Origin of the sequence: Mesorhizobium mediterraneum, assembly GCF_002284565.1 — a bacterium.
GTDB lineage: Bacteria > Pseudomonadota > Alphaproteobacteria > Rhizobiales > Rhizobiaceae > Mesorhizobium > Mesorhizobium mediterraneum.
On the sequence record NZ_NPKI01000012.1, the window covers coordinates 218595 to 244263 of the forward strand.

The 25669-nt window shown below is 62.8% G+C and carries 23 protein-coding genes; 8 read left to right on the forward strand and 15 right to left on the reverse strand.

Annotated elements, in window-relative coordinates:
• Positions 1-44: 44 nt before the first annotated feature.
• Positions 45-1034 carry a helix-turn-helix domain-containing protein gene (locus tag CIT25_RS08990; protein ID WP_095484259.1) on the reverse strand — a complete coding sequence of 330 codons (990 nt, stop codon included), beginning with the start codon at positions 1032-1034 and terminating at the stop codon, positions 45-47.
• Between the two features lie 129 nt (positions 1035-1163).
• Here CIT25_RS08990 and CIT25_RS08995 point away from each other — a divergent pair, with 129 nt between their 5' ends.
• Positions 1164-1808 carry a cysteine hydrolase family protein gene (locus CIT25_RS08995; RefSeq protein WP_095484188.1) on the forward strand — a complete coding sequence of 215 codons (645 nt, stop codon included), beginning with the start codon at positions 1164-1166 and terminating at the stop codon, positions 1806-1808.
• Positions 1809-1879: 71 nt separating this feature from the next.
• On the opposite strand, the gene CIT25_RS09000 is transcribed toward CIT25_RS08995, so the two are convergent.
• From CIT25_RS09000 to CIT25_RS09035, 7 genes are all read right to left on the reverse strand, one after another.
• Positions 1880-3559, reverse strand: a complete 1680-nt coding sequence (locus CIT25_RS09000; protein WP_095484189.1) for a formate--tetrahydrofolate ligase — start codon at positions 3557-3559, stop codon at positions 1880-1882.
• Between the two features lie 317 nt (positions 3560-3876).
• A complete protein-coding gene (locus CIT25_RS09005; RefSeq protein WP_095484190.1) occupies positions 3877-4272 on the reverse strand; it encodes an ester cyclase in 396 nt (131 codons plus the stop codon).
• Between the two features lie 161 nt (positions 4273-4433).
• Entirely contained in the window at positions 4434-5576 is a 1143-nt protein-coding gene (locus tag CIT25_RS09010; RefSeq protein WP_095484191.1) for a DUF2333 family protein, read from the reverse strand.
• Positions 5577-5627: 51 nt separating this feature from the next.
• Positions 5628-6932 (reverse strand): DUF6638 family protein, encoded by a 1305-nt coding sequence (locus tag CIT25_RS09015; RefSeq protein ID WP_095484192.1) that lies wholly within the window; start codon positions 6930-6932, stop codon positions 5628-5630.
• Positions 6933-7094: 162 nt separating this feature from the next.
• The gene (locus tag CIT25_RS09025; RefSeq protein WP_095484194.1) at positions 7095-9005 is read right to left on the reverse strand and encodes an AAA family ATPase; all 1911 of its coding nucleotides are present in this window, start codon (positions 9003-9005) and stop codon (positions 7095-7097) included.
• 24 nt (positions 9006-9029) lie between these two features.
• Positions 9030-10175, reverse strand: a complete 1146-nt coding sequence (locus CIT25_RS09030; protein WP_095484195.1) for a hypothetical protein — start codon at positions 10173-10175, stop codon at positions 9030-9032.
• 35 nt (positions 10176-10210) lie between these two features.
• Positions 10211-11299 (reverse strand): hypothetical protein, encoded by a 1089-nt coding sequence (locus CIT25_RS09035; RefSeq protein ID WP_095484196.1) that lies wholly within the window; start codon positions 11297-11299, stop codon positions 10211-10213.
• Between the two features lie 263 nt (positions 11300-11562).
• Here CIT25_RS09035 and CIT25_RS09040 point away from each other — a divergent pair, with 263 nt between their 5' ends.
• Positions 11563-12873, forward strand: a complete 1311-nt coding sequence (locus CIT25_RS09040) for a Mur ligase family protein (protein ID WP_126105240.1) — start codon at positions 11563-11565, stop codon at positions 12871-12873.
• On the opposite strand, the gene CIT25_RS09045 is transcribed toward CIT25_RS09040, so the two are convergent.
• From CIT25_RS09045 to CIT25_RS09060, 4 genes are all read right to left on the reverse strand, one after another.
• Entirely contained in the window at positions 12842-14209 is a 1368-nt protein-coding gene (locus CIT25_RS09045; RefSeq protein WP_095484260.1) for a Mur ligase family protein, read from the reverse strand. The genes CIT25_RS09040 and CIT25_RS09045 overlap by 32 nt on opposite strands.
• A 188-nt stretch (positions 14210-14397) precedes the next feature.
• A complete protein-coding gene (locus CIT25_RS09050) occupies positions 14398-15588 on the reverse strand; it encodes a glycosyltransferase family 4 protein (RefSeq protein WP_095484198.1) in 1191 nt (396 codons plus the stop codon).
• Positions 15589-15679: 91 nt separating this feature from the next.
• Entirely contained in the window at positions 15680-16285 is a 606-nt protein-coding gene (locus CIT25_RS09055; RefSeq protein ID WP_095484199.1) for a thymidine kinase, read from the reverse strand.
• A gap of 46 nt (positions 16286-16331) precedes the next feature.
• Entirely contained in the window at positions 16332-16529 is a 198-nt protein-coding gene (locus CIT25_RS09060; protein ID WP_095484200.1) for a hypothetical protein, read from the reverse strand.
• 23 nt (positions 16530-16552) lie between these two features.
• On the opposite strand from CIT25_RS09060, the gene CIT25_RS09065 reads away from it, so the two are divergent.
• The 3 genes from CIT25_RS09065 (at position 16553) to choV (ending at position 19644) form a co-directional block, all read left to right on the forward strand.
• The gene (locus CIT25_RS09065; RefSeq protein WP_095484201.1) at positions 16553-17488 is read left to right on the forward strand and encodes a choline ABC transporter substrate-binding protein; all 936 of its coding nucleotides are present in this window, start codon (positions 16553-16555) and stop codon (positions 17486-17488) included.
• Between the two features lie 123 nt (positions 17489-17611).
• On the forward strand, positions 17612-18466 hold the full coding sequence (gene choW / locus CIT25_RS09070) for a choline ABC transporter permease subunit (protein ID WP_095484202.1): 855 nt from the start codon (positions 17612-17614) through the stop codon (positions 18464-18466).
• Positions 18463-19644: a choline ABC transporter ATP-binding protein gene (gene choV, locus CIT25_RS09075; protein WP_095484203.1), complete on the forward strand. Its 1182-nt coding sequence runs from the start codon at positions 18463-18465 to the stop codon at positions 19642-19644. The genes choW and choV overlap by 4 nt, the downstream gene beginning before the upstream one ends.
• 213 nt (positions 19645-19857) lie before the next feature.
• Here choV and CIT25_RS09080 read toward each other — a convergent pair whose 3' ends face one another.
• Both CIT25_RS09080 and CIT25_RS09085 read right to left on the reverse strand, forming a co-directional pair.
• On the reverse strand, positions 19858-21264 hold the full coding sequence (locus tag CIT25_RS09080) for an ATP-binding protein (protein WP_095484204.1): 1407 nt from the start codon (positions 21262-21264) through the stop codon (positions 19858-19860).
• Positions 21261-21977: a response regulator gene (locus CIT25_RS09085; protein ID WP_095484205.1), complete on the reverse strand. Its 717-nt coding sequence runs from the start codon at positions 21975-21977 to the stop codon at positions 21261-21263. Before CIT25_RS09085 ends, CIT25_RS09080 begins: the two co-directional genes overlap by 4 nt.
• A 237-nt stretch (positions 21978-22214) precedes the next feature.
• Between CIT25_RS09085 and CIT25_RS09090 the strand changes: the two genes are divergently transcribed.
• The 3 genes from CIT25_RS09090 (at position 22215) to clpS (ending at position 23391) form a co-directional block, all read left to right on the forward strand.
• Positions 22215-22544, forward strand: coding sequence for a hypothetical protein (locus CIT25_RS09090; protein WP_095484206.1), 330 nt, complete (start codon positions 22215-22217; stop codon positions 22542-22544).
• A gap of 36 nt (positions 22545-22580) precedes the next feature.
• On the forward strand, positions 22581-22796 hold the full coding sequence (locus tag CIT25_RS09095) for a hypothetical protein (RefSeq protein ID WP_095484207.1): 216 nt from the start codon (positions 22581-22583) through the stop codon (positions 22794-22796).
• A gap of 289 nt (positions 22797-23085) precedes the next feature.
• Positions 23086-23391 carry an ATP-dependent Clp protease adapter ClpS gene (gene clpS / locus CIT25_RS09100; RefSeq protein WP_095484208.1) on the forward strand — a complete coding sequence of 102 codons (306 nt, stop codon included), beginning with the start codon at positions 23086-23088 and terminating at the stop codon, positions 23389-23391.
• A gap of 175 nt (positions 23392-23566) precedes the next feature.
• Here clpS and CIT25_RS09105 read toward each other — a convergent pair whose 3' ends face one another.
• On the reverse strand, positions 23567-25666 hold the full coding sequence (locus CIT25_RS09105) for a hypothetical protein (protein ID WP_095484209.1): 2100 nt from the start codon (positions 25664-25666) through the stop codon (positions 23567-23569).
• Positions 25667-25669 lie beyond the last annotated feature (3 nt).

Sequence of the window (25669 nt, forward strand, 5' to 3'; positions counted from 1 at the left end):
GGGGCGGGAGCAGAGAAAGGCAGCGCAAACCTGAAGCGATTGCCTCACCTCGGCGCGTACGCCACGCGCTCCTCCTGAGTGCTCTTAGAGAACTCTCGCCGGTACTGCGCGGGCGAGGTTCTGAGCCGCGCCGCAAAATGCTGGCGCAGCGATGTGGCGCTGCCGAACCCGGCCTCGAAGGCAATCGTGTCCATCGATTTTTCCGTCGCTTCCAGCAGCCGCTGTGCCAGCGCGACGCGCTGGTCGATCAGCCAGTCGCCGAAGCTGGTGCCGATCGATTTTTGAAAGCGGCGCGTGAATGTCCGTCGGGTGAGGCCGGCGGCGGCGGCGACGCTGTCCAGGCTATGCGTCTCATCCAGCGTTTTGCGCACCTTGTCGAGTGCCTGTGTGAAGCGATCCGCGTTGCCGGTCCTAGCGATGGGACGTTCTATGAACTGCGCCTGCCCGCCTTGCCGATGGGGAGAAAGCACGATCTGCCGAGCAAGCCGAAGAGCCGCCTCCGCGCCGTAGCGGGCCCGCACGATATGGAGACAGCAGTCAAGCCCGGCGGCGACGCCGGCAGATGTCATGACATCACCATTGTCGATGTAAAGCACGTCCGGGTCGACGATCATGTCGGGATAAAGCGCCTGTAGCTGCTCGGTATAGGCCCAATGCGTCGCGGCTCGCCGCCCCGAAAGCAGTCCTGTCGCCGCAACAGCGAACGTGCCGAGGCACAGTCCGACAATCAATGCGCCGTTCCGGTGCGCTCGCAGCAGGGCCTCTACCAGAAACGCCGGTGGCGGATCGTCGAGGTCTCGCCAGCTTGGGACGATGACGATGTCAGCGCCATCGAGGCTGCCCAGCCCATGCGGCGCAGTCACGGTCAATCCTGCTTCGGTATGAATCGGCCCGCTTTCGATTGCACAGATGCGGAAGTCGAAGCGCGGCAAGCCGAGCGCGGCGCGATCCTCGCCGAATACAAGGCACGGTACGGAAAGGTGGAACGGACTGATGCCATCGAAGGCGATGGCTGCAACGATCGGATCGGCCATGATGAGCACCAATGAGGGTTAAAGCCGGATTGTCCCAATCCTTTCGGATAATGTCAATTGGGACACTGTTTGCAATCCGACGGCAGGCCTATCCTTGAACAATCAAAGCCGAACGGGAAAGGAAACTCCATGTCTGAACCAGCCACCTCAGCGCCACGCCGTGCCCTCATCGTCGTCGACATCCAGAACGACTATGACGGCGGCAACCTCGCCATCCAATATCCGCCGTTTCGCGACAGCGTCGTCAACGCGGCACGAGCGATGGACGCGGCCGCCGCGGCAGGCGTCAAGGTCGTGGTCATCAAGCAGCTAGCGCCAGAAACGTCGCCGATTTTCGCCAAAGGCAGCCACGGCGCCGAATTGCATCCCGAGATATCAAGGCGAAGCCGTGACCATTACGTCGAAAAGACCTTGCCGAGCGCCTTCACCGGCACGGACCTCGAGGACTGGTTGCGCGCCAACGCCATTGATACGATCACCGTCGTCGGCTATATGACGCACAATTGCGATCTCTCGACCATCATCCACGCCGTCCACATGGGCTTTGCGGTGGAGTTCCTGTCCGACGCCACCGGCTCGGTGCCCTATGCCAACAGCGCCGGCTATGCTTCGGCCGAGGACATCCACCGCGTGGTGACTGTTATCCTGCAGTCGCGCTTCGCCGCCGTTCTCAAGACAGCCGAATGGATCGACTGCCTGAAGACCGGCACGCTGCCCGAACGCGACACGATCCACGCTTCCAACCAGCGCGCGCTGGCACGGAACGCCGCTTAGAAAATTTGTCGCGGGCAAGCAAAAGGGCGCCGCAGCGACGCGGCGCCCTTGTCATTCCGGCCTTCAAAATCTCAGAACAGGCCTTCGATCTGGCCCATCTCGTTCAGGAAGATCTTTTCCGAGGACGGCGCCTTGGGAAGGCCGGGCATGGTCATGACCTCACCGCAGATGACGACGATGAAGCCGGCGCCGGCAGACAATCTGACCTCGCGCACCGGCACGGTGTGGCCGGTCGGCGCGCCGCGCAGGTTCGGGTCGGTCGAGAAGGAATATTGCGTCTTGGCCATGCAGACCGGCAGGTGGCCGTAGCCGGCGTGCTCCCAGGCATGGAGCTGGTCGCGCACCGACTTGTCGGCGATCGCTTCGGAACCGCGATAGATGCGCTGGACGATGGTGTTGATCTTCTCGAAAAGCGGCATCGCGTCGGGATAGAGCGGCGCAAACTGCGACGCGCCGGATTCGGCAAGCGCCACCACCCTGCTGGCGAGCTCCTCGATGCCCGCCGATCCGTGGGCCCAGTGCTTGCACAGGATCGCCTCTTCGCCCATCGAGGCGACGTAGTCCTTCATCGCCTGGATTTCAGCGTCGGTGTCGGAGTAGAAATGGTTGATGGCGACCACCGCTGGCACGCCGAACTGCCTGATATTCTCGACGTGACGGCCGAGATTGGCGCAGCCCTTCTTGACCGCCTCGACATTCTCCTTGCCGAGGTCTTCCTTCTTGACGCCGCCGTTCATCTTCATGGCGCGCACAGTGGCGACGATGACGGCTGCCGCCGGCTTCAGGCCGGCCTTGCGGCACTTGATGTCGAAGAATTTTTCGGCGCCGAGATCGGCGCCGAAACCGGCTTCGGTGACGACATAGTCGGCGAGCTTCAGCGCCGTCGTGGTGGCGACGACCGAGTTGCAGCCATGCGCGATGTTGGCGAACGGACCGCCGTGAACGAAGGCTGGGTTGTTCTCCAGCGTCTGCACCAGGTTGGGCTGCATGGCGTCCTTGAGCAGCACGGCCATGGCGCCGTCGGCCTTGAGGTCGCGGGCGTAGACGGCCGACTTGTCGCGGCGATAGGCGACGATGATGTCGCCGAGGCGCTTTTCCAGGTCCTTCAGGTCGGTGGCGAGGCACAGGATCGCCATGACTTCCGAGGCGACGGTGATGTCGAAGCCCCCTTCGCGCGGAAAACCGTTGGCGACGCCGCCGAGCGAGCAGATGATCTCGCGCAGCGCCCGGTCGTTCATGTCCATGACGCGGCGCCAGACGACGCGGCGGTTGTCGATGCCGAGGTCGTTGCCCCAGTAGATGTGGTTGTCGATCAGCGCCGAAAGCAGATTATGCGCCGTGGTGATGGCATGGAAATCGCCAGTGAAGTGGAGGTTCATGTCTTCCATCGGCACGACCTGCGCATAGCCGCCGCCGGCAGCACCGCCCTTGACGCCGAAATTCGGCCCGAGCGAGGCCTCGCGGATGCAGACGATCGCCTTCTTGCCGATGCGGTTGAGACCGTCGCCGAGGCCCACCGTCGTCGTCGTCTTGCCTTCGCCGGCCGGCGTCGGGTTGATGGCGGTGACGAGGATCAGCTTGCCGTCCTTGTTTGCCTTCACCGACTTGATGAACTCGGCCGAGATCTTCGCCTTGTCGTGGCCGTAAGGCAAAAGATGCTCGCTTGGAATGCCGATCTTCTGGCCAATCTCCTGGATCTGCTTCTTGTCGGCGGCGCGCGCGATCTCGATGTCGGACTTCACTTCGGCCATGGCGGCTTTCCTCTGGATTGGACGGTGGAGGGGACGGGTTTGATCAGTATGGTCGCAAGCCTGTTCGAGACAGCCCGGCACTGCAGGCGAGGGCACGTTCTAGCCCTGTCGCTGCCATGGCGTCAACTTGCATGCAACTATGTTTCCTCTAGAGAAAGGCGGTTCTGTTTCCCGGGCGATCTGTTCCCGGGTCTTCGCGCCCGGTTGTCGCGCCGTATAGAAGCCAGAGCACGCGCCGTTTTGCCGTCTCAAAACAGCCGCGGAATGCACCGAATGCGACAGGGTTCGAGCGCCGGCCTGCGCCTCGGGTAGTTGCGCTAGAATGCGCCGATCTGGTGCATCAGCCCCAAGCCGTCAAGCTGGCCGAAATGTTCGACCACGACGCCGTTCTCAAGACGATCGATGTGAATCACGCCAACCGAGACGCGATTTCCGCTCGGTTCGACGCCATGGAAGATGCCGGTGTGCGTGCCCTCAAAGCGACAGCGCGTGACGACCTTGTCGGCATCGCTGACATAATCGTCGATGACGTGATGTCCGTCCGGGAATCCAACAAAGAACTCGGTCAGGGATTTGCGCCAGTCAGCGAAGCCGATCGGATTGGCACTGGCGAGATGAACGGCGAGATCTGGAGAGACAAGACTGGACAGTTTATCCCAGTCTTGCGTGTCGATCGTGGCATAGAAATTTCGAGCAACTTCCCGGATATCCATCTCATGTCCTCGCTGGCTGCCGCCCAGCGGTTGAACGACGACGAGACGATCAGGTTCCGGTTCCACGCGATGCGCAGCCGACCTACTGCGTCAGCACGTTGCTGATCTCGACCAGGGGCAGCGGTGATTTCAAGCCAAGACGTCTTTCACTATTGGCTTCCTCACCGATCCAGAACGGACCTGACCTCGACGAGGTTCGATCGCACCCTAAGCACATAGAATCCCATCGTGGTGAGGTGGGTGGGCATGATCCAGCCATCCTCGCGGCCGTTGGAGATTATGAAAGGCCGTATGGCGAGCGCTGCCTTGAGCTGGCCTTCCACGCTGGTCCACAGCGGTGTGAGGCCGCGATTATCGAGGATCTGCTGGAAGTCGTGATGCGCCGCCGTGAGGATGCCGTAATAGCCGTAGAGCTGGCCATAGGCGAACCAGAAGCGGTCGTCAGCGCGTGTGTCGAACCAGCCGCTGTTGAAGTTCTGCGAACGGTCGCGGATCATGTCCGACGTCGAGCCTATGTCACTCGCGATCCGGTCGACGAACTGCATCAGATTGTCGGCGCGCGCGTTGAAGACAACCTCGCATTTCATCAGCCGGTCGTTGAAGGCGCGAAGGCTGCTTGCAGCCGTGCGATAGAAACTCGGGGTTGGGGTTTTCGGACCAAAGGGCCTGAGGCCGAAATACCAGGTTTCCTCGTCGAAGGTGATCGCGCCGCGCGCATCCTGCAGGTTCTGGTCGATCTGGCTGGTGCCGCGGACGCGGCCGAGTGTGTCGACAAGCTCGACCGCGGTGCGCCGGATGGCCTGATTGACCCCGCGCTGGAAGGAGGCCTTGTTGTCGAGAAACGGCGTGCGGTCCCAGTCCATCCCGAAGAACCCGAGCTTGTAGAGTATCATCGACGAGATCCAGGCGTTCTCGTTGACGTTGAAATCGATGAGATCGGCCGCGACCTGGACAATGGCCGAGTTTGTGCAGGTCTTGACCTCTCCCTCGACGCCAGCGGTTTCCCCGACGGCAGGAGGAGCGGGCTGCGCCGGGGCGGTTCCGGCCGGCTGGGTGAAATTATACGCCTCCGCATAGGCGGGATTGAAATTGCTCCAGACCTGCGTGTTCCAGATGAAGTAGCCGTAGAGGCCGACCAGCAAGAGCAGAGCGAGGCCGAGCACCGCCTTCAGGATCCAGCCGCGCTGTGTGTACCAGCGCCCAGCCCACATGAACGGCCACAGGATCACACCGATGGCGAAGCCGATACCGCGGCCGATCCACTGGAAAATCCGTGTGAAGAAATTCACGATCGGATCAAGCATGGCGATGTCACCCCCTCGTCAGTCAGCCAAGAATTCGATAAGGTTAGGCATTCAATCAGTAAGGCCGTAGAGGCGTGTGCGAAACGCCACCTTGTCTTTCAGATATGTGGTTTTCAGAACGTCCACAACATGCGATCGCCAGGCGTCGCTGAAGCCGTCATAGTCGCTGTAGAAGCCTGGTTTGTTGAAGACGTAACGCGAGACGAAATCCTGCGGCACGAAATCCGAGATCAGCTGGTTGGTCAGCCAGGCGTCGGGATGGTCGGGCTTGGCCCGGATCACCAGGAAACGCTGCTGCGGGAAGACGTCCTCAATCTTGAGCCGGCCGAGGTGAGCGATCTCGCGCTTGGCGGCGTTGAGAAAGGGAAAATTGCCGTCCCTGGTGATCAGGTCGGCATGGCCATGGATCCAGGTCTGCAGCCAGACCTTGTCGACGTCGGTCAGATTGCGATCGGGCTCGGCGTCGCGGATCAGCGCGCGCACCACCATCTCGGCGCGATGTTCGAGATAGCCCGATGTTTCGATCCATGAGGCGCGCGGCAGTTCGATGCGGCCGGTCGCGGCGAGGAACTTGAACACCTTGTCGGCATCGTTGATCGAGAGGTAGCTCACTTGCCACGGCCGCGAGCGACGGAAGCCGGGTGCTGCCGGGTCGCTGATCACCGTCGTCATGTCCGGATCGATGAACACATAGAGCCCGCCGAAATGGCTGGTCCAATAGGCGCTGTGGCGAAAGATCACCTGATCCGGCACCAGCGCGTTCTCGCGGATGTCGCCGCAGATCTTGGCAAGCTCCACCATGCGGGTGAGCATGGCATTGTCGCGCCAGGCGTCCGGCTCCTGCTTCAACTGGTCGACGAGCTTGCCGAGTTCGGCGGCCTTGCCCAGCACGTCCTCCGCCGACAACACCCTGAACTCGACCTGGTTGATCGACAGCAGATCCTCGATGTCGTCGACTTTTGGGACCGAATCCTCGATCTCGCCATAGATGACATCCTTGATGGTCAGCGCGTCGATAGCGCGCTGGTTCTTCGACATGAACTCGAACATCAGCTGCGAGGTGTTGGAAAAGGCGGTGTGCACCACCGGCAGATCGATCTGCGACGGCGTCAGGATGATGAAACGGCGGTTGATCTCGTTGGGGTCGAGGTAGTTGTAGTCGCCGCATTCCTCGGCCACCTGCGGCGAGAAGCCGGTGCGGTCGATCTCGAAGCTCTTCAGCTTCGTCGGCTTCAGGCCGAAGGCGACCAAAGCCTTGTTATAACGCTGGATGAGATGCGGCTCCTCGATGGTCAACAGCCGGCCGTAGATCAGCTCGTTCTCGCGCAAAAGGTCGGATTTCTTGGCGGGGCTCATCTATCCCTTCTCCCCTTGTGGGAGAAGGTGGATCGGCGCGCAGCGCCGAGACGGTTGAGGGGTGCTGGACGGAGCGCCATCCGCGCCAAGCTGGAGCACCCCTCATCCGTCGCCTTCGGCGACACCTTCTCCCACAAGGGGAGAAGGGGGCGTCGGAGAACCTCACGCATTCCAGTTCCCCTTGGCCTTCAGCTCCTCGATCTCGCGCACCGCGCGGTCGCGCAGGCGGGTGTCGCGGATCATCTTGGTCACCGCCGCGTCGTCGGACTTGTCGGAGTAGCGGAACTCCGAGTCGGCGTAGCGGTTGACCTCCTGCATGACCATGTCCATCGAGAACGGCCCACGCAGTTCCTCGATCATCGCCTTCTTGTCGTCGTAACCCTTGTGCATGAAGACTTCCGGCTTCTCGAACCATTCGTCCGGCAGCTCGATGTCCATGGCGCGCATCTTTATCGCGTCGGTGACGTTCTTGATGGCGCGGCCGGTGAAACGCGGCTCGGCCTCCTTGATCATGTGCAGATAGGTGCCGATGTCGGCCATCGACTTCGGCGCGCCATTCTCCTTCATGTAGCGCTCGTAGACCTTCATCAGCCCGTCTTCCCTGGGTTTCTCGTGCTCTTCATAGGCTTCCATCACCGCGCGCTTGATCTCCTGGGCGGCGTAGAGCTTGTGGTCGCCGAGCGGGATCTTGTGGTTCTTGCCGGCGAGCAGCACGAAAATGTCGATATAGTCGTCGCGGCTCTGCGGCCCGTCGACCAGCCAGCGGGCGCCGGCGCGCTGGCGCAACGCGTCGTCGACGTTTTCGGGGTAGTTGGAGAACATGCCAAAGGAGCAGTTGCCGCGCACCACGGTGCCGGCACCGGCGAACGCGTCCATCAGCACACCGGTGATTTCCTGCTGGCCGGCCGAGGCGCGATCGTCGGAGCGGCGCGCCGCCACCTGATCGATGTCGTCGATGGTGCCGAAGCCGATGACGCGCGGGTTCAGCACATTGTTGATGAACTGACGGCAGTTCTGGCCGGATTTGCCCTGGTAGGAGGAGATCTGATCGACGCCGAAATTCTCGTAGGCGAAGGGATATCCGGCGACCTGACAGTAACCGTTGACGAGACCGGCGATCATCTGGATCAGCGTCGTCTTGCCGGTGCCGGGCGCGCCATCGCCGATGAAGGTGAACAGGAAGCCGCCGAGCTCGACGAACGGGTTCAACTCGCGCTCGAAATCGTAAGCCATCAGCATCTTGGCGAGTTTGACCGACTGGTATTTGGCGATGTGATTGCCGACAACCTCCTCCGGCTTCTTGAAGGTCATCACCAGCGGCTTCGACCGCTTGCCCGGCGCGACGTCGAAGCCATCCAGGGTAAAGTCGTCGACGTCGATGCGGATATGCGCGTTCTCGAACGGGCCGATGCCGTCGAAGCGGCCCTTTCGCGCCAAAAGCCCGTCGATGGCGACACGGGCAAAGGCGCGCCCCCGTGTCATCAGATCGGCGTCGTCCTTCGCGCCTGAAATCGCCCTGTCGAGCCCGGACACGATCGACTTCACCGCGTCCTGTGGCGTGTCGAACAAAAAGTCCGGCTCGGGCGTGTCGTTCGGCGCCTCGCCGTCGCTGTCGATCAGCTGGAACAGGTAGGAGGCGAGGCTGAAGGCCGAAATATAGGCCGAGGCCGACAGCAGCTTCTTGAAGGTGGCGGCCTCGTCGCCTTCGAGCGGTGCGCGGGCGTTTTTCGCCTGCAGGCTTTCGAGGTCTGAACCTTCTGCGAAGACGTCTGATATGGCCAGGGCGATCGCCAGCCCGCGCCGGGTGCGAAACAAAAGCATGTGCTGCGCAATGCTCAGCAGCTGATCGCCGGGATGGACGGCAGCGACTGTCTTGGCCAGCTCGACCTCGCGCGTGCGCCTGACCGAGCCGATCGAGACGGTCGAGACGAAGCGGCGGTTGGTGCCGGCAAGTGGGGTGCCGGATTCACGCGACGGGTCCTCCAGCACGACGATGCGGGTGATGAAGCTCTGCGCCGTGGCGCGGTGCTTTTCGATTGCCGCTTCCGAAATCGTGGTCAGGCCGGTGTCCATGAAGGATACTCCGCGGTTTGACGGTCAGACGTCACTGATGACCTGTCCTTTGGACAGGATGTGGACCTTGTAGCCCGAAAAGATCTTCTGCGCCTCGCCGGCGGCGTAGAGCGCCTGATAGGCCTCATGCGGAATCAGCGCGTGGTTCTCGTAGCTCGACACGCCCTGCCGCGCAGCCTCCAGGTCGTCGGTGTCGATGAAGAACTCCTGCGTCGTCTTCTCGCTTGAAAACAGACCTTTGCGGCCTGGCTTCTCGGCCTTGGAATAGACCTCCTGGATGGTCCAGGTCAGCAGCCAGGCGTTTTCCGGCTTGCGCACCTTGGCCAGAACGTCGGTCACCGTCGAATTGTTCTCGGTGATCCCTGCCGAATAGAAGGGACCGAGCACGACGCGGCGCAGCTGCTTCGGGTGGAGCGGCTCGAAATCCTTGTCGAGGTTGACGGCGATCGTCGCCGGCGACAGCGTGTAGGCGGAATTCTTCTCGGTGAAGTCATCGAAGCGATGGGCAAGCTCGGGATTGAGCAGCCCTTCAACGGGAAGCGGAATGTCGACCTTCTCGTTGAGCTTGCCGTTGCGGTCGACAAGCTGCTCGATCATCTCTTCGGAGGAATCCTCGACCGTCACCATGTAGACCAGCGGCAGGTTGGCGCTGCCGTCGAAGGTGGCCCAATGGACGAGGTAGTAAGGCCGCCCCGTCTTCGGATTGACCGAGACTTTTGCCGTCTGCGCCAATGTGAAGGGTCCGAAGGTCGTCTCGCTCTTGACGCCCTCCAGATAGAGCCGCTCGGCCATCGACTTCTGCAGCGCTTCGGGGAATTGCTTGTGGCGCAGGATGAAGTCGGCCATTTCCTCGCGCAACTCGTCGGCCAGCGGTATGTTGGCGAGACGCGTATCGGCCTGGCGGCGGTCGTTCTCCAGTTCGAGCAGGTTCTGGAAAACCGGAAAGCCGCTTTCGGCGCGCGAAATGCGGAACGTCTCCATGAAACCCAGCCGGTTGCGCCAGCAGGCAAAGGAGTTGTCGAGCCGCGCAATATATTCGGCGACGATCTTGGCGACGATGCCGTGCCGGTAGAGCGGCGAGCGATCGTCGCGCATGAACACTTCGAGGCCGCTGAGCGCTGCCGTGATCGCCGAGAAATAACGCGTTGCCGCTTCGTTTTCGGGGGTCATGCAGCCAGCCCTTGGGAGGTATGCGAGCGCAGCAATTACGACTGCACGTAGTTTGCCGCATTGTGCTTCTTCAGCACGTCGTCGAAGCGGCGGGCAAAGGCATCGTCGGCCAGCTTCTTGCGGCGCTGGATGTCGGCGGTCGCCACCATGTTCTTCTCGTGCATTTCGAGGAGATCGCCAATGTGCTTCTGCGAGGCAGCACCAATGCCGGCCATGGTCTCTTCGGCGGTGTTGTCGACCTGACTGCCCAGCGTGTTGATCTTGTGGGCGACGTCCTGCTGGGCGGCGGTCTTCAGCGAGTCTTCCAGCGCCTTGTAGAGCACGATGCGCTGCTCGGTATCGATGGTCAGCTTGTTGATCAGCGTCGACTGTGCCGCGATCTGGTTGTTGAGCGAATCGACGAAGGTCTGGAACATCGAGGTGTAGCGTTCCAGCGTCTGGCTTTCGGCCAGCAGCTCCTGCTCCTTGGCCTGCTTTTCGTTGTATTCCGTGGCCAGTTTCGAACGCTCGCCTTCAAGCTGCGTGCGCTCCTTCTGGCTGGTCGAGGCGGCGATCTTGTTCTCGATGTCGAGCAGCATCGGGTTGAGCTCTTCGATGCGCTTCTGCACGGTCTCGAGATTGGACATGGTTGTCTTGCGGCGTTCGATCACCTGCGACAGGCTGGCCTCGGAGGTCTTGTAGCGCTGGTCGAGAACCTGCTTCTGCGCCTTGAGGATGCCGACGATGGTATCGGATTTCGCCAGCAGCTCCTGCAGATTGCCGGCCAGCGACATGTTGCGGACACGGTCGGTGCGCATGCGCTGCTTGCTCTGACTGGAAAATATGCCGAGGAAGCTTTCCCAGCCGGTGTAGTTCTTCATGCTCTCGAATTCGGCACCGAAGACGTTGGTGGCGTCCTCCAGCCCGATGATCAGGTCGGCGATGTTGCCTTCCATCACCTTCTGCTGCTTCAGCACATCCTCGATGCGGGCGTTCTCGAGGTCGAAATTGGCGTCGCCGATCTTCTTGTCGGTCTTGGCGAGCGTGTCGAGCACCGTGCCGGACTGCTCGATTTTCGTGCGCATGTCCTGCACGACCTGCTTTGTCTTGGCAATTTCGGCATCGAAATTCTGCAATGTCGCCATAGGGGCCTCCCGCTTCGGCATCTGTTTCGTGTCGCGAACCGCCGCGAATATATGTGTGGCATGGGGGGAAGGGAAGGTGGAAGATTAGCAGGCCGATAAAGGATGGCGCCGAAGCCTGAAACAAAAAACCCGCCTCGCGGCGGGTGGTTGGCGCAATCAGCACCATGCCCAAATCAATAGCATATCTGCCGTCACAAAGCAACCAATCGCGTTTCTTCACGGTCGACAGGCTGCCACTGGACATTTGGTCAGCCGACGCGACAATGGCGCATGGAATCTGGCTGGGCGGCGCCTTGAACTTCGGCAATGGACTGAAACAATTCCGGCGGCGGCTGCGCGCGCAAGTGCGTGGCCTGATGCGGTCAAGGATGCCGGTCGCCATGATCACCGGTTCCGTCGGCAAGAGCACGACGAGCCGGATGCTGGCACGTATTCTCGAATGTCAGGGGCATGTCGTCGGCCTGACGACGACCGACGGCATTTATGTCGGCAGACAGATGATCCAGAGTGGCGACCGCGCTGGCTACAGCGGCGCGCGCACTGTGCTCGCCAGGCCCGACGTGACCGCCGCGGTTCTGGAGACGGCGCGCGGCGGCCTTAACCGGCGAGGGCTTTATCTCGGACGCTGCGACGTGGCGGCACTGCTCAACGTGCAGGACGAGCAGATCGGCATGGACGGCATCGAAACCGTTGCCGATATGGCCAGGCTGAAACGCAAGGTGACAGACGCCGCTCGGCGCGTCGTGCTTGGTGCTGATGACCCGTCGTGCCGTTTGCTGGCGGAGCAATATCGCCCGGGCCGGGTCACGCTGTTCGGCTTCGAGACACAAGACGATCTGGTCAGGCGTCACATTGCTGGAGGTCACGTCGCTTTCGTGGTCGAACATGAAGCGGGCCGCGAATGGATCGTTCGCCGCCAGGGCGACGCACGCCATTTGGTCGTCGACGCCTGGCAACTGCCTTCCTCGATGAACGGAGCCCTGCGCCACAACATAGCCAACGCAATGGCTGCGGCCGCACTTGCCGACGCCCTCGGCGTCCCTTTGGCCGTCATTGCCGAGGCGCTGCTTTCGCTATCGAATTCGGCAGAAGATTTGCCCAGCCGGTTCAACATTTTTGACCAGTATCCGTTCCGGATCGTGGTTGACCGGGCCAACAGTCCGCCCGCCACGCGGGCTTTGGTTGCGGCAGTGGCCCGAATCCCGGTTTCGGGCCGGCGTCTTTGCATGGTCAGCTGCTGGGGCAATCGCCCAGGGTTCAACTACGAACGGGTCGCCGCTGCGATCACGCCGGGATTCGACATTTTCATATGCTACGAAGAGCCGATCTTCCGGCGCGGACGGCCGCCAGCCAAGATTGTCGAGTTGCTCAAGGCAGGTCTGATGAACTGCGGCGTGGCGGAAACCCGGATCCACAACGCCGGCAGTTACGAGGAAGGGCTGCGGCTGGCGGCCAGCCTCGCCACGGCGGACGATCTCCTGCTGGTGCTCGGCGCGCATGTCGGCGACATCAAGCCGGTCATGGACGACGTCTTCGGCCCAGTCAGGTTGAAGGACGACGCGGGAAGGGCGTGAAGCGCCGCCAGAGGCTCGCGCGTTTTCGTACCGCGCGCAGTTCATCTTTCTCGGCTGCGCGTATCTCCCGATGTTGCTCGAATGGAATCAGGTATTTCCCGCACTCCAGACAGCTTCTGGGATATCCGCAAACCGGCTCCCAGCAGCGAACATCGTGGTCTGCGGCAAGGGCTATGCGTTCGAGATGCAGATTGCGTGAGCCTTTGACCAGAATGACTTCGTCCGGCCGTTGCGTGGCCCTGACGTGCTCGGCGACTTGGCGGACCGAGCGCATTTCGAGGAAGCGGCCACTGTCGCGATCCTCTTGTGCCGCACCGGAGCGATGGGCATGCTCGCCGACGAAGACAATCTGGTCGCAAACGGCGCGCGCGCCGCGATAGGCGCTGCCATAGGCCTTTGCCGGCTTGCCGGCATAGTCGGCGATCTGACCAAGCACCACGCGCTTGTAGCCGGCATCGGCACGGCCAAGCATGTCGAAAGCCAGCCCGAGCGAATGAAATGGCGTCTTCGCCGTGTCGACGAAGAACGTCGGCCCGCCACGCACTTGCCATACGCCGCACCGGGTCGGCATCGGCTCGAAGGTAGAGACCCTTTCGGCGATAATCCTGGCATCGACCCCGAGCTCAAGCGCCGCCGCAGCCGCTGCCGCCACGGCAAGCCAGAAATGTTCGGCGATGAGGCGTGTCCTGAGCGCAAGTGCGCCGCCTGGCCAGTGTATCGTCATGCTCAGTCGCTGGGGATAGGCGGCATGAATGTCGCATGCGCGGTATCGGGCGCGCTCCGAGCGGCCGAAGGTCACGGACGGCGCAACGGTGTTCAGTGCCATCGCCGCGATAAGATCATCGTCGACGTTCAGGATGGCGAGGCCGTCCGGTGCCAGCGACTCGACCAGCGCCTGTTTCTCTGCGGCGACAGCAGCTCTGCCGCCGAATGCCGAGTGGTGCTCGTCGGCAATCAGCGTCATGATGGCGATGTCGGGTTTCAGAACCGAAGCCATCCGCGCCATGTCCCCCTTGGCCATGACCCCTAGTTCCATCACCGCATAGGCTGAATTTCGCGGCAAGCGCCAAAGCTTTTCGATCAGCCGGTTGAATGTGTTGCTCACCGTCAATTTGTGGACGGAACCGCTGCCTTCAAGGATATGAGCCAGAAGCTCCGCCGTCGTGGTCTTGGCCGAACTGCCGGTGATGCCGATCACGGTGGCTTTCGTTCGTCGACGGCGCAAGCGCGCCATCGCTACGCGATATTTGCCCTTCAGTCGCCGCAAATTGGATCGCAAAGGTCCGGCGCGGTCGAGACCGAGCAGGCGTTTTGCTCGTGCGGAAAGTTGCTCCATCTTGTCGACGCTTCCCCCCTGCGGCCCGGCGGGACGACCGGACAGGCGTTCATCTTCTACCTTGTCCACAGCCCGTTGCAACGTTGCGCCAGAGGGAGTCTGCACCGGCGTTGCCAATGTGAGGTTATGGCTTGGCGGCCGGCCTTCACAAACGCCGCATGATGGCGGGATTGCGGAAGGGCCGATGCTCAATCCGGCAGCCGCGCCGACAGGTCGTCGACGGCCTGCAGAATCGTCCGTTCGATCGCCGCGAAGGAATGCCTGTCGCGCGCGAACGCCCGCCCCGCGTCGGCGATCTTAGCGGCCGTTTGCGGCTCTGCGGCGAAGGTCACGATTTTCGCGGCAAGCTCGCCGGCATCGCTGCCGGACAGAAAGTGCGTGCCTGCTTCCAGGCCGAGCCCCTCGACAGCCTTTTTCGTGGCGCAGACGACCAGTCCGGCGGCCATCGCCTCCAGCACCTTGATGCGGGTTCCGCCGCCGAACCTGAGCGGGATCGGCGCATAGCCGGCGGCGGCCAGCAGGTCCGGCAGACGCGGCGGGTTTTCGACGAGATTGAGCCCGTGCGTTGCGCAGTAGTGGCGCACGATTTCGCGCGGGTTCTTGCCGGCGACGGTGATCGACCAGTCGCGGCCGGACGCCGCAAGGCGCGGCACCATCTTGCGGCCGATCTGCTTGACCGCGTCGATGTTGGGGAAGTAGCCGAGGTGGCCGATGAAACAGAGGCGGATTTCCTGGTATCGCCGGGCGGCAATCGGCAGGGAAAGCACGGCCTCGTCGGGGATGGGATTGGCGATCACCTTGACGAAGTCAGGGGCAGGGGCCGGTCCCAGTGCCAGCGTCGCCCGGTCCGCTTCGGAGCAGACCCAGACCTGGTCGGCCGTCTTCGCGGCCAGGATATCGGCTTCGCGTGCCTGGGCAATCTTGGCCCGATGCTCGCGAAAACGCCGCAGACGCTGCCACAAGGACAGCGCGCCGATGCGGTCCGCCAGCGTGCGCGAATCGATGTTGTGCAGGTCGACGACGGTCCGACCGCCATGCTCCGGGGCCAACGCCAGCAATTGCGAAAGTGCGATGTCTTCGACCACGACGAGGTCGGGCGCAAAATTTTTCCAGATCGCGGCCGCTTCGGCCAGTTCGTCGGCCGGGATCAAATGCACGGTCGGATGCGCGCTGCGCTTCTGCCAGGGGCCGCGACCGCGGGCCGCCTCGATGATCCGGTGCCGGATGTTGGGCGGCGGGGACGGCGCCGGCCCGCCAGTGAAGCTCACGGTCAGAACTTCGCCGAGCGCGGTGAGCGCCCGCGCATTGGCGGCGTTCCTGATTTCGGCGCCCGAAACCGGTGGATACGGACAGTCGACCGTGAATTGCAGAATTTTCATTTTGGCCCCCGCCTGGATCGTAGCTGGGCACCGATGAAAGCGAAATAGCGCTGGTCAGGCTCAATGCATGTCGCACAAAAGCATGTGCGCTTTAGGTGAAGCCGATGAAATCGTCGGGCGAGGCGCGGCCCATTTCCTCTTCCCAATGGCGGCGGCAGAGCGAGACATAGACATCCTTGCCGATCGCCACCTGTTCGCCCTGTCTCGCCACCTTGCCGTCGGCGCCAAGGCGCACGACCATCGTCGCCTTGCGGCCGCAGCGGCAGATGGTGCGCACCTCGCGCAATTCGTCTGATATCGCCAGAAGCGCACGCGAGCCGGAAAACAGCTTGCCCTGGAAATCCGTGCGCAGGCCGTAGCACATCACCGGGATGTCCAGCCGGTCGGCGATGCGGGCGAGCTGCCATGCTTGCTCCTCCTCGAGGAACTGTGCCTCGTCGACGAAGACGCAATGCACCGTCGTATGGTCGTGATGCTCGGCGACCCGGGCGAACAAATCGTCGCCGTCGCGGAACATCTCGGCTTCCGTCTCAAGGCCGATGCGCGACGAGATCAGCCCGGTATCGCCCTTGCGGTAGTGGCCGGCGACGAACAGCATCGTCGTCATGCCGCGCTCGCGGTAATTGTAGGAAGCCTGCAGCAGCATCGTCGTCTTGCCGGCATTCATCGTCGCATAGTGGAAGTACAGCTTGGCCATGCCGCCCTTTTAAGCCGAGTTCGCATGGCGCGGGGAGGGGGCGTCCTCACATTCCACCGGAAAGGCGCATTTCATCGGAAAAGCGGCTGGCCAGCAGAAAAGCGGCTGGAGCAGCAGGCAGCGTGTCGCTGATCGGCCAGTCCGCGCCGTTGATCGCGATTGCCTTATTGCTTGAAACCGCACCAGAATGGTGTTTGGCTGACGAAACAAAGCGGAGATAAAAACCGTAACTTCGCTTCGCCAAAGAATCGAAATGGGAGAATTTTTATGTCGCGTCTCAATTCCTTCGTCGCCGGCCTCGGCCTGGCGGCTTTCCTGTCCACCAGTGCAGCTTTCGCCGCCGATCCGGAAAGCTGTAAGACGGTGCGTCTCTCCGATGTCGGCTGGACCGATATCCAGGCGACGACCGGCGTCGCCTCGGTGCTGCTCACCGCGCTCGGCTACGAGCCGGAAGTGATCCAGCTTTCGGTGCCGGTGACCTACGCGTCGCTGAAGAACAAGGACCTCGACGTCTTCCTCGGCAACTGGATGCCGTCGATGACCGCCGACATCAAGGAGTACACCGCCGACGGCTCGGTCGAGACCGTCAGCGAAAACCTCAGCGGCGCCGGTTACGGCATCGTCGTGCCGACCTATGTGGCGGACGCCGGCGTCAAGACGCTGACCGACCTCGGCAAGTTCAAGGACAAGTTCGACGGCAAGATCTATGGCATCGAGGCCGGCAATGACGGCAACCGCATCATCCTCGACATGATCAAGGACCCGGCGACCAATCTCGAAGGTTTCGAACTGGTCGAATCCTCCGAGGCCGGCATGCTCACCCAGGCCGAGCAGTCGATGAAGAACAACGAATGGATCGCCTTCCTCGGCTGGACGCCGCATCCGGTGATGGGCGCCATGAAACTCGCCTATCTCGACGGCATGGGCGACAGCGGCTTCGGCGCCGCCACCGTGCATACCAACGTGCGCAAGGGCTACATGACCGAATGCCCGAATGTCGGCAAGTTCATCGCCAATCTGAAGTTCAATCTGGACATGGAAGGCGAGATGATGGACGCGATCCTGAAGGGCGGCGACGCCAATACGGTCGCGACCGACTGGCTGAAGAAGCACCCGGATGCGGTCACCCCCTGGCTTGCCGGCGTGACCACTTTCGACGGCGGCGATGCGGCGGCGGCGGTCAAGACCGCGCTCGGAAGCTGAGCCGATAACCTTGAATTCGGGATAATTGGAACGAGGGCAGCCACGTAGAAAAGGCTGCCCTTTTTCATATCCTGTGACAAGATGACCGTCCGGCAAGGACGGCGCCGACAGAAGAGGGGCTAGATGGATCCGATCTCCAAATTCCTGGTCAGCTACAAGATTCCGATAGGCGCTTGGGGAAAGGCCTTTTTCACCTTCCTCACCGACAATTTCAACACCGTCCTCAGGGCCTTTTCCAACGGTCTCAATTTCCTGCTCGATGGGATGGTCGACGGACTTCTTCTGTTGCCGCCCGTCCTGCTCATCGCCTTGATCGCTTTGCTCGCCTATGTCCTGCAGCGCTCGAAGGGCCTGGCGCTCGCCGTCTTCATCGGATTGCTGTTCATCCTCAACCAGAACCTCTGGAAGCAGACGGTGGAGACGCTGGTGCTGGTGGTTGCCGCCGCCGCCGCCTCGATGGCAATCGGCGTGCCGCTCGGCATCTGGGCCGCGCACAAGCCGAAGGTCTACCGCATCATGCTGCCGGTGCTCGACCTGATGCAGACGCTGCCGACCTTCGTCTACCTGATCCCGGTGCTGACCTTGTTCGGGCTCGGCAACGCGCCCGGCCTGATCGTCACCATCATCTTCGTCATCCCGACCTCGGTCCGTCTCACCCATCTCGGTGTCGTCTCGGTGCCGAAATCGATCATCGAGGCCGGCGAGGCCTTCGGCGCCACCAGGCGCCAACTGCTCTGGAAGGTCGAGCTGCCTTCGGCCCTGCCCACCATCATGGCCGGCTTGACCCAGTCGATCATGCTGTCGCTGTCGATGGTGGTGTTCGCGGCCCTTATCGGCGCCGGCGGCCTCGGCACCGAGATCAACCGGGCGCTCGGCTCGCGAAGGATCGACCTCGGGCTCGAGGCCGGCCTCGCCATCGTCGTGCTGGCCATCGTGCTCGACCGGATGACCCGCATTGGCGTTGGAGGCAAGAAATGACCGTCGCCGTCGATTTCAGGAATGTCGATATCGTCTTCGGCAGCGACCAGGCCGGCTCGCTGGCGCTCATCGACAGCGGCGCCACCCGCGCCGAGATCCTCGAAAAGACCGGCAATGTGCTGGGCTGCGCCGGGGCAAGCCTCACCGTGCATGAAGGCGAGATTTCCGTGCTCATGGGCCTGTCCGGCTCCGGCAAGTCGACGCTGCTGCGCGCCGTCAATCGGCTGAACGTCGTTTCGCGCGGCCAGGTTCTGGTCAAGGACGGCGACAAGACGGTCGATGTCGTCACCTGCGACGAGGCTACCCTGCGGCGGCTGCGACAGAAGCAGGTGGCGATGGTGTTCCAGCAGTTCGGCTTGCTGCCGTGGCGCACGGTGGAGGAGAATGTCGGCCTCGGCCTCGAGCTCGCCGGCGTGCCCGAAGCCGAGCGCAAGGAGCGCGTGCATCGCCAGCTCAAACTGGTCAATCTCGACCAGTGGTCGAAGAAATACGCGCATGAGCTTTCCGGCGGCATGCAGCAGCGGGTTGGCCTCGCGCGCGCGTTCGCCACCGAAGCGCCGATCCTGTTGATGGACGAGCCGTTCTCGGCACTCGACCCGCTGATCCGGACCAAGTTGCAGGACGAGTTGCTGCAGCTTCAGGCCGAGCTGAAGAAGACCATCATCTTCGTCAGCCACGACCTCGAGGAGGCGCTGAAGATCGGCAGCCACATCACCATCATGGAAGGCGGGCGCATCGTGCAGACGGGCGCGCCGGAAGACATCGTGCTGCGCCCCGCCAACGACTATGTCCGCGACTTCATCGCCAATGTGAATCCGCTCTCGGTGCTGACCGCCTGGAACGTGATGCGCGACCGCCGCGACCTCGACCACGGCGAGGACGGCTGGGTGTGGCTCGACCGCCGCAAGACGACGCGTTTCAAGATCGACGAGCACGGGCTGGTGGCGGCGGCCGAGCGCGACGGCAAGCCGGCGTTCTGGGTGTCCTGCGCCGATGTCGAGGCGCAGCCGGAGGAGACGGCGCAGGTGTTCTGGGCCAATCCCGGCACCTCGCTGAAAACCGTGATGCTGGCCATGCACCGCTCGCAGACCGCGCCCGTGGCGCTGTTCGACGATCAGTCGCGCTTCGTCGGCGCCATCGGCATCAGGGATGTGTTGAGCGCGGTGTTGCGGCGGTAGAAAAGTCAAACGCCGAGCTTGGGCGCCCCCCTCTGTCCTGCCGGACATCTCCCCCACTTGGGGGGAGATCGGCAGTTTCGCAGACGGCTCTCACACTCCAAACGTTGGTAGTTGGCGAAATCGGCGATGACAGCCAATCTCCCCACCTGTGGGGGAGATGTCCGGCAGGACAGAGGGGCGCGAAGGAATGCTGCCTTGGCCCGATACAGCAAGCTACGTTGCCAGCGGCAAGCTCAGCTCCGTCAGCAAGCCGCCGCCGGGGTGATTGGACAGGCTTACCTCGCCGCCGGCGCTGCGGGCGATGTTGCGGGCGATCGTCAGGCCAAGGCCGAGGCCGCCGGTCTGGCGGTTGCGGGACTGTTCCAAGGGCACGAACGAGCCGAACACCGCGTCGAGCTCGGCCTGCGGTATGCCTGGCCCCTCGTCGCGTATGGCTAGCGTGATGGTCTTTCCCGATCGATGCAGGCTGAGATGGGCCGTCCTGCCGTAGGTCACGGCGTTTTGGACGAGATTGGTGACGCAGCGCCTGAGCGCGACCGGCCGCGCAAGGCAGATGAGGCCGCGCGACCGCGTGTCGTCATTGTCGAACGAAACCTCTTCGTAGCCGTCGGCGACCGATTCCACGAGCGACCAGAAATCGATCCGCTCGCTCTTCTCCTCGGTCACCTCGAAGGTGGCGAAGTCGATAACCGAGCTGGCAATCGCCTCGATGTCGGCGAGATCGTGCGCCAGTGCGGCGCGAACCGCCGATTTCCGCAGCAGTTCGAGACGCAGCCGCATTCTTGTCAGCGGCGTTCGCAGGTCGTGCGCGAGCGCTGCCGCAAGATGTTCGCGATCCTCGACATAGTCGCGCAGCCTTGCCTGCATGGCATTGACCGCTTTTGCCGCGGTGCGGATCTCGCGACTGCCGGTCTCGATGATCGGCGGGCTCTTCAGGTCGTTGCCGATCCGTTTCACTGCGGTTTCCATCATCCGGTAGGGCGCGGTCAGCCGGCGCAGCGACCATATCGACATGGCCACCACCAGCCCGGCGATCAAGGCATAGAGCGGCAGGCTGTCGAAGCTCAATATCGGCCCCATCGGAGTGTTCGGCTCGGTGAAATTCAGCCATTGGCCGTCGGCGAAGCGGAGCGACGCTGTCAGCTTGTCGCTCTGGGCGAAATCGGCGGCCAGCACCAGGAGGTCTCGCTCGACCTCGCCGACATCGCGACCCTCGATCGCGCCCCCGTCGTCGGCTTCCCGTGTCGCCGGATCGCGCCGAACCCGCGCATCGGTAATGCCGAATTTCGACAGCCGCCCGACCAGTATGTCCTCCAGTTCGGCCAGTTCGTCGTCGCCCGCTATCGACAAGGCGACGGCGGGCGTGTCCGAAACGGTAAGCGCGTAGGTCGCGTTGGACAGGCCGGATGCGGTGGCCTTGCGTGCTTCGGGCGAGGCGGCATGCATCAGCTGCACCAGCGAGAAGGCGCGATCATTGAGCCTGTAGAGATCGACCACGCCGTTGGCGGCGGCACGGTCGCGCGAGACGATGTAAAGCGTCGTGATCTGGCTGATCAGCAGGCCGGCGATGACGATGAGCAGCACCCAGACGGGCAGGGTCTGCGGCAGGACGCGTCTCATTCGGAGGTCGTTTCGGGCAGGAACTGATAGCCGCCGCTGCGCACGGTCAGGATCAGTTTCGGCGTTTTCGGGTCGTCCTCCATCTTGCGCCGCAGCCGGCTGACCAGAATGTCGACGCTGCGATCGAAGCTGTAGCCGCTGTCGCCGCCTGACAGTTCGATGAGCTGGTCGCGGCTCAGCACGCGCTGGGCGCTCTTGACGAAAGTCTGCAGCAGGTTGAACTCCGCCATGGTTAGCTCGACCCTGACATCGCCCGGCGCCATCAGCCGGCGGCGCGAACAGTCCATCGTCCAGCCGGCGAAATGGTAGATCTGCCGCGAGGTGGGCCGCCGCGGCTCGGCGGCGCCGTTGCGCCTAAGCACGGCTCGGATGCGCGCCAGCAGCTCGCGCGGATCGAAAGGTTTCGGCACGTAATCGTCGGCGCCCATTTCCAGCCCGACGACGCGGTCGGTCGTCTCGGTGACGGCGGTCAGCATGATGATCGGTGTCGCATGGTTGGCGCGAAGATCGCGGCAAAGCTCCAGCCCGCTCTTTCCGGGCAGCATGACGTCCAGAACGATAAGGTCCACCTGCGCGCGGCGCAGGACGGCTTCCATCTCGGTACCGTCGGCGGCGACCGACGTGTGCAGCCCTCGTTTCTGGAAGAACTCCTGAAGCAGGTCGCGAATGCCCTTGTCGTCGTCGACGATCAGTATGTGCGCGTCGGATTTCACTGAGAGCCCTGCTGTCACTGATGGCTGAAACCGCCGTTCGATAATCACCCACACGATAGAATTCAGGCCATATGTTGGCCGGTGACGACAAGCTACCCCGAACAGGTTGCTCAGAAACAATCCAGAAACAAAATTCTACAGTTCGGAAAAACTCCCGAAAAAAATCAAAGGCATAAGTGGTGCCGTGGCGGTCAGGTCATCGGCTGCGGCACGCGTTACGGGATTACGGACAAACCAATGCAAAGGTTCTCGATCAGCTTGATGGGTGTGTTGCTCGGCATCTCGCTTATCACCGCCGCGGTCGAACAATCCTATGCAAAGGTGGCCGATGCAAAGGTGGCCGATACAAAGGCGGCGATCACCCGGAGCGAGCGTTGCAGCGATCTGAGCCGTCAATTCGACGAAGCCCTCGAAACCCATGCCGCGGCAACGCAGGTCACCGCGGCGAAGGCACTTCAAAGGAAGGGAAACCGGTTCTGCGCCAACAAGAAACAGGCACAGGGAATCCGGATGCTCGCCAACGCTTTGAAGCTGCTTGGAGTGACACCGATCGACCCCGTTCAGTGACCCTCAATCCGATCTGCACAACAAGGAAACGAAGCCATGAAAAAGTCCCTCCTCTCCGCTCTCGGTCTCGCCATCGCGCTTGCCTTCTCGATGCCGGTTCTCGGCGCCAGCAGCGCCAACGCCGCCACCACGACCGCGGCTGCGACGACCGCGACGACCGCTGCGCCGGCCAAGATGGTGAAGAAGGTCGCCGCCAAGAAGACCGTCAAGAAGCACAAGAAGCACGCAGTCAAGGCAGCTCCGAAGGCCTGATCCAGCGACATCTCTTGTCCGCTAAGAAGACCGCTCCAGTTGCGATGCGCCTGGAGCGGTCTTCTTTTTTCGTTCCAGATGGGCGGCGTCTGTCGCGGAGCCAATCGAAATTCCCGCCGGGCTTCGCTGCACCAAGCCGTTGAATGGCAACCGGCAGTTCCCACATAGGCACGGACTTGTGAACGGCCGCACCCGCTTGGAAGGCGGTTTGCGCGCGGCTCAAAATGGACGATCGCTTTCGTTCATGTCAGAATAAAAGCGAAATTCTTGCGCGCAACTGCCGGTTCCGATGCCTGAAATCACGACAAAACCCCGCACCAAGACGCAGCCGAAGATCGAACGGCCGAAGCTCTACAAGGTCATCCTCCTCAATGACGACTTCACGCCGCGCGAGTTCGTGGTGACGGTGCTCAAGGGGGAATTCAAGCTGAGCGAAGACCAGGCGCGGCGGGTGATGATCACCGCGCATCAGCGCGGCGTCTGCGTCGTCGCCGTCTTCACCAGGGACGTCGCCGAGACCAAGGCGACGCGGGGGACCGATGCCGGCAAGGCCAAGGGCTATCCGCTGATGTTCACGACGGAGCCGGAGGAGTAGTGCGGTTCGCGTTCTTCCTTCTCCCCTTGTGGGAGAAGGTGGCCGAGCGAAGCTCGGTCGGATGAGGGGTGCTCCAGCTTGGCACTGCCGACACTCCGTCCAACACCCCTCAACCGTCTTGGCGCTACGCGCCAATCCACCTTCTCCCACAAGGGGAGAAGGATAAAACGCTGCGCTACCGCCCTTCGCGGTACCACATCGAGCCTAATGCCAGAAGCAGCAGGCCGAGGCCGAGGAATCCGCCGAACAGCGGCACGCGCGAGACCGCCTTCAGCACGCTGTCGTCGGTGGTGCGCAGGCCGATCCAGTCGTTGCCGCTCGCGGCGCCCGAAGCGCGGACCGGGACGACCGAGGGCAGCGTCACGCCGCCTGTGAGGTTGCCGACGGTCGACCCAAGCGCCGATGATGGCGCCAGCCGGCGCACGCTGCCGCCGGTGGCCTCGGCCGGCGCTTTCAGCCGGCCCTCGGTGGAGACGACGTCGGTGAATTCAGGCGCATTGACCGGGCCGACATGGGCAAGCGCCTTCAGGTCGCCATTGCCGACCTGGTAGAGGCCGATCTCATTGGTCTCGATGCTGCCCAGGAAGACGCCGGGCTCGGCCCTCTCGAGCTTGACGGTCAGCGCCTTGCCGGACGGGGTGATGATTTGCGCCGGGCCGGGGTCGTCGCTCATTGTCTGGCGGCGGATTTCCAGCATCATGCCGCGGCCGTCGGCGGTCAGCCGCTCTTCCTCGAGCTCGGGCTCCTTCATCAGCCAATGGGCGATGCGGCGATAGAGCTGGACATGCGGGCCGCCGCCCTCGAAGCCGCGCGCCCACAGCCAGCCCTGGTCGGACAGAAACATGCCGACGCGGCCTTCGCCCTTGCGGTCGAGCAGGAGCAGCGGACGGTTGTCCGCGCCCTTCATCACCGCCTCGCCCTCGGGGTTCTCGACGCCGATGGTGCGGAACCAGCGGCTCCAGTGCGGCGGCTCGGTGGCGGAGCCGTCGAGTCCGCGCGTCACCGGATGGCGCTGGCCGAGCTCGGTGAGGCGTGGATAGAACGCCTTGTCGACAACTTCGCCGGTCGGCATCGCCGGCAGCGCCGACATCAAAGGCGTGCGGGCGATCGAGCTTTCACCGGCATATTCGGGCCCTGCCGCGATCAGCAGCGCGCCGCCTTTCTCGACATATTCGGCGATGTAGTCGTAATAGAGGATCGGCAGCACGTCGCGGTGCTGGTAGCGGTCGAAGATGATCAGGTCGAAATCCTTGATCTTCTCGACGAACAGCTCGCGCGTCGGAAACGCGATCAGCGACAATTCGTTGATCGGCGTGCCGTCCTGCTTCTCCGGCGGCCGCAGAATGGTGAAGTGGACCAGATCGACCGAGGCGTCGGACTTCAGCAAATTGCGCCAGGTGCGCTCGCCGGCATGCGGCTCGCCGGAGACCAGCAGCACGCGCAAATTCTCGCGGATGCCGTCGATCAGCGCGATGGCGCGGTTGTTGGTGTCGGTGAGTTCGCCGGGCTCGGGATCGATGGCGAGTTCGACGATGTTGCGGCCGGCGCCGGGAATGGTCACCTGCAGCGGCATGGCCTGGCCGATGGTGGCGCGCTCGACCGAAACCTGCTCGCCATTGACCGACACGCGCACATCGACCGAGCCGGCCTCATTGTTGGTGCCGATGACGCGATAGGTCATTTCGAGCGGCTTGCCGACCAGACCGAAGCGCGGCGCATTCTCGAAGCGGATGCGGCGATCCTTTTCCTGGTCGTTGCCGGTGATCAGGGCGTGCAGCGGGGCGTGGAAGTCGGGTGTGCCGGCGGGGGCGTCATGCACCTCGCCATCGGTGATCATGATGGCGCCGCCGATGCGCGAAGGCGGCACGTCGCGGAAAGCGCTTTCAAGCGCACCGAAAAGCCGCGTTTCAGTGCGCTCCTCGGCGGCTTCCGACTTGCCGGCCTCAACAACGCGGACGTCGAACTGCTTGAAGCGGCCGAGGCGCTGCTGAAGCCCGGCCAGCGCCTCGTCGGTCTGCTTGGTGCGTTCGCCAATGTCCTGGCTCTGGCTGCGGTCGACGACGACGACGACGACGCTTTTCAGCGCCTCGCGCTCTTCGTCGAGGGCCACAGGGTTGAGCAGGGCCGCACCCAGCGCGAGCAGGGCGGCGAAACGGAAGACCGCGCCGCGCTGGCGAAACCACAGGCCGACCAGTGCCAGCAGCAACAGCGGCGCCAGCACCAAGCCAAGCAGCGGCCAGGAAATGAGCGGTTCGAAGGCGAGCGACCAATTCATGGC

Excerpts from the sequence above, each read along its gene's own strand:
- CIT25_RS08995 (WP_095484188.1), top strand. The coding sequence starts at position 1,164 with ATGTCTGAACCAGCCACCTCAGCGCCACGCCGTGCCCTCATCGTCGTC.
- CIT25_RS09045 (WP_095484260.1), bottom strand. The coding sequence starts at position 14,209 with ATGGAGCAACTTTCCGCACGAGCAAAACGCCTGCTCGGTCTCGACCGC.
- CIT25_RS09050 (WP_095484198.1), bottom strand. The coding sequence starts at position 15,588 with ATGAAAATTCTGCAATTCACGGTCGACTGTCCGTATCCACCGGTTTCG.
- CIT25_RS09040 (WP_126105240.1), top strand. The coding sequence starts at position 11,563 with ATGGCGCATGGAATCTGGCTGGGCGGCGCCTTGAACTTCGGCAATGGA.
- CIT25_RS09025 (WP_095484194.1), bottom strand. The coding sequence starts at position 9,005 with ATGGACACCGGCCTGACCACGATTTCGGAAGCGGCAATCGAAAAGCAC.
- CIT25_RS09030 (WP_095484195.1), bottom strand. The coding sequence starts at position 10,175 with ATGACCCCCGAAAACGAAGCGGCAACGCGTTATTTCTCGGCGATCACG.
- CIT25_RS08990 (WP_095484259.1), bottom strand. The coding sequence starts at position 1,034 with ATGGCCGATCCGATCGTTGCAGCCATCGCCTTCGATGGCATCAGTCCG.
- clpS (WP_095484208.1), top strand. The coding sequence starts at position 23,086 with ATGCCTGAAATCACGACAAAACCCCGCACCAAGACGCAGCCGAAGATC.
- CIT25_RS09080 (WP_095484204.1), bottom strand. The coding sequence starts at position 21,264 with ATGAGACGCGTCCTGCCGCAGACCCTGCCCGTCTGGGTGCTGCTCATC.
- CIT25_RS09090 (WP_095484206.1), top strand. The coding sequence starts at position 22,215 with ATGCAAAGGTTCTCGATCAGCTTGATGGGTGTGTTGCTCGGCATCTCG.
- choW (WP_095484202.1), top strand. The coding sequence starts at position 17,612 with ATGGATCCGATCTCCAAATTCCTGGTCAGCTACAAGATTCCGATAGGC.
- CIT25_RS09065 (WP_095484201.1), top strand. The coding sequence starts at position 16,553 with ATGTCGCGTCTCAATTCCTTCGTCGCCGGCCTCGGCCTGGCGGCTTTC.
- choV (WP_095484203.1), top strand. The coding sequence starts at position 18,463 with ATGACCGTCGCCGTCGATTTCAGGAATGTCGATATCGTCTTCGGCAGC.
- CIT25_RS09010 (WP_095484191.1), bottom strand. The coding sequence starts at position 5,576 with ATGCTTGATCCGATCGTGAATTTCTTCACACGGATTTTCCAGTGGATC.
- CIT25_RS09035 (WP_095484196.1), bottom strand. The coding sequence starts at position 11,299 with ATGGCGACATTGCAGAATTTCGATGCCGAAATTGCCAAGACAAAGCAG.
- CIT25_RS09005 (WP_095484190.1), bottom strand. The coding sequence starts at position 4,272 with ATGGATATCCGGGAAGTTGCTCGAAATTTCTATGCCACGATCGACACG.
- CIT25_RS09095 (WP_095484207.1), top strand. The coding sequence starts at position 22,581 with ATGAAAAAGTCCCTCCTCTCCGCTCTCGGTCTCGCCATCGCGCTTGCC.
- CIT25_RS09105 (WP_095484209.1), bottom strand. The coding sequence starts at position 25,666 with ATGAATTGGTCGCTCGCCTTCGAACCGCTCATTTCCTGGCCGCTGCTT.
- CIT25_RS09055 (WP_095484199.1), bottom strand. The coding sequence starts at position 16,285 with ATGGCCAAGCTGTACTTCCACTATGCGACGATGAATGCCGGCAAGACG.
- CIT25_RS09000 (WP_095484189.1), bottom strand. The coding sequence starts at position 3,559 with ATGGCCGAAGTGAAGTCCGACATCGAGATCGCGCGCGCCGCCGACAAG.
- CIT25_RS09015 (WP_095484192.1), bottom strand. The coding sequence starts at position 6,932 with ATGAGCCCCGCCAAGAAATCCGACCTTTTGCGCGAGAACGAGCTGATC.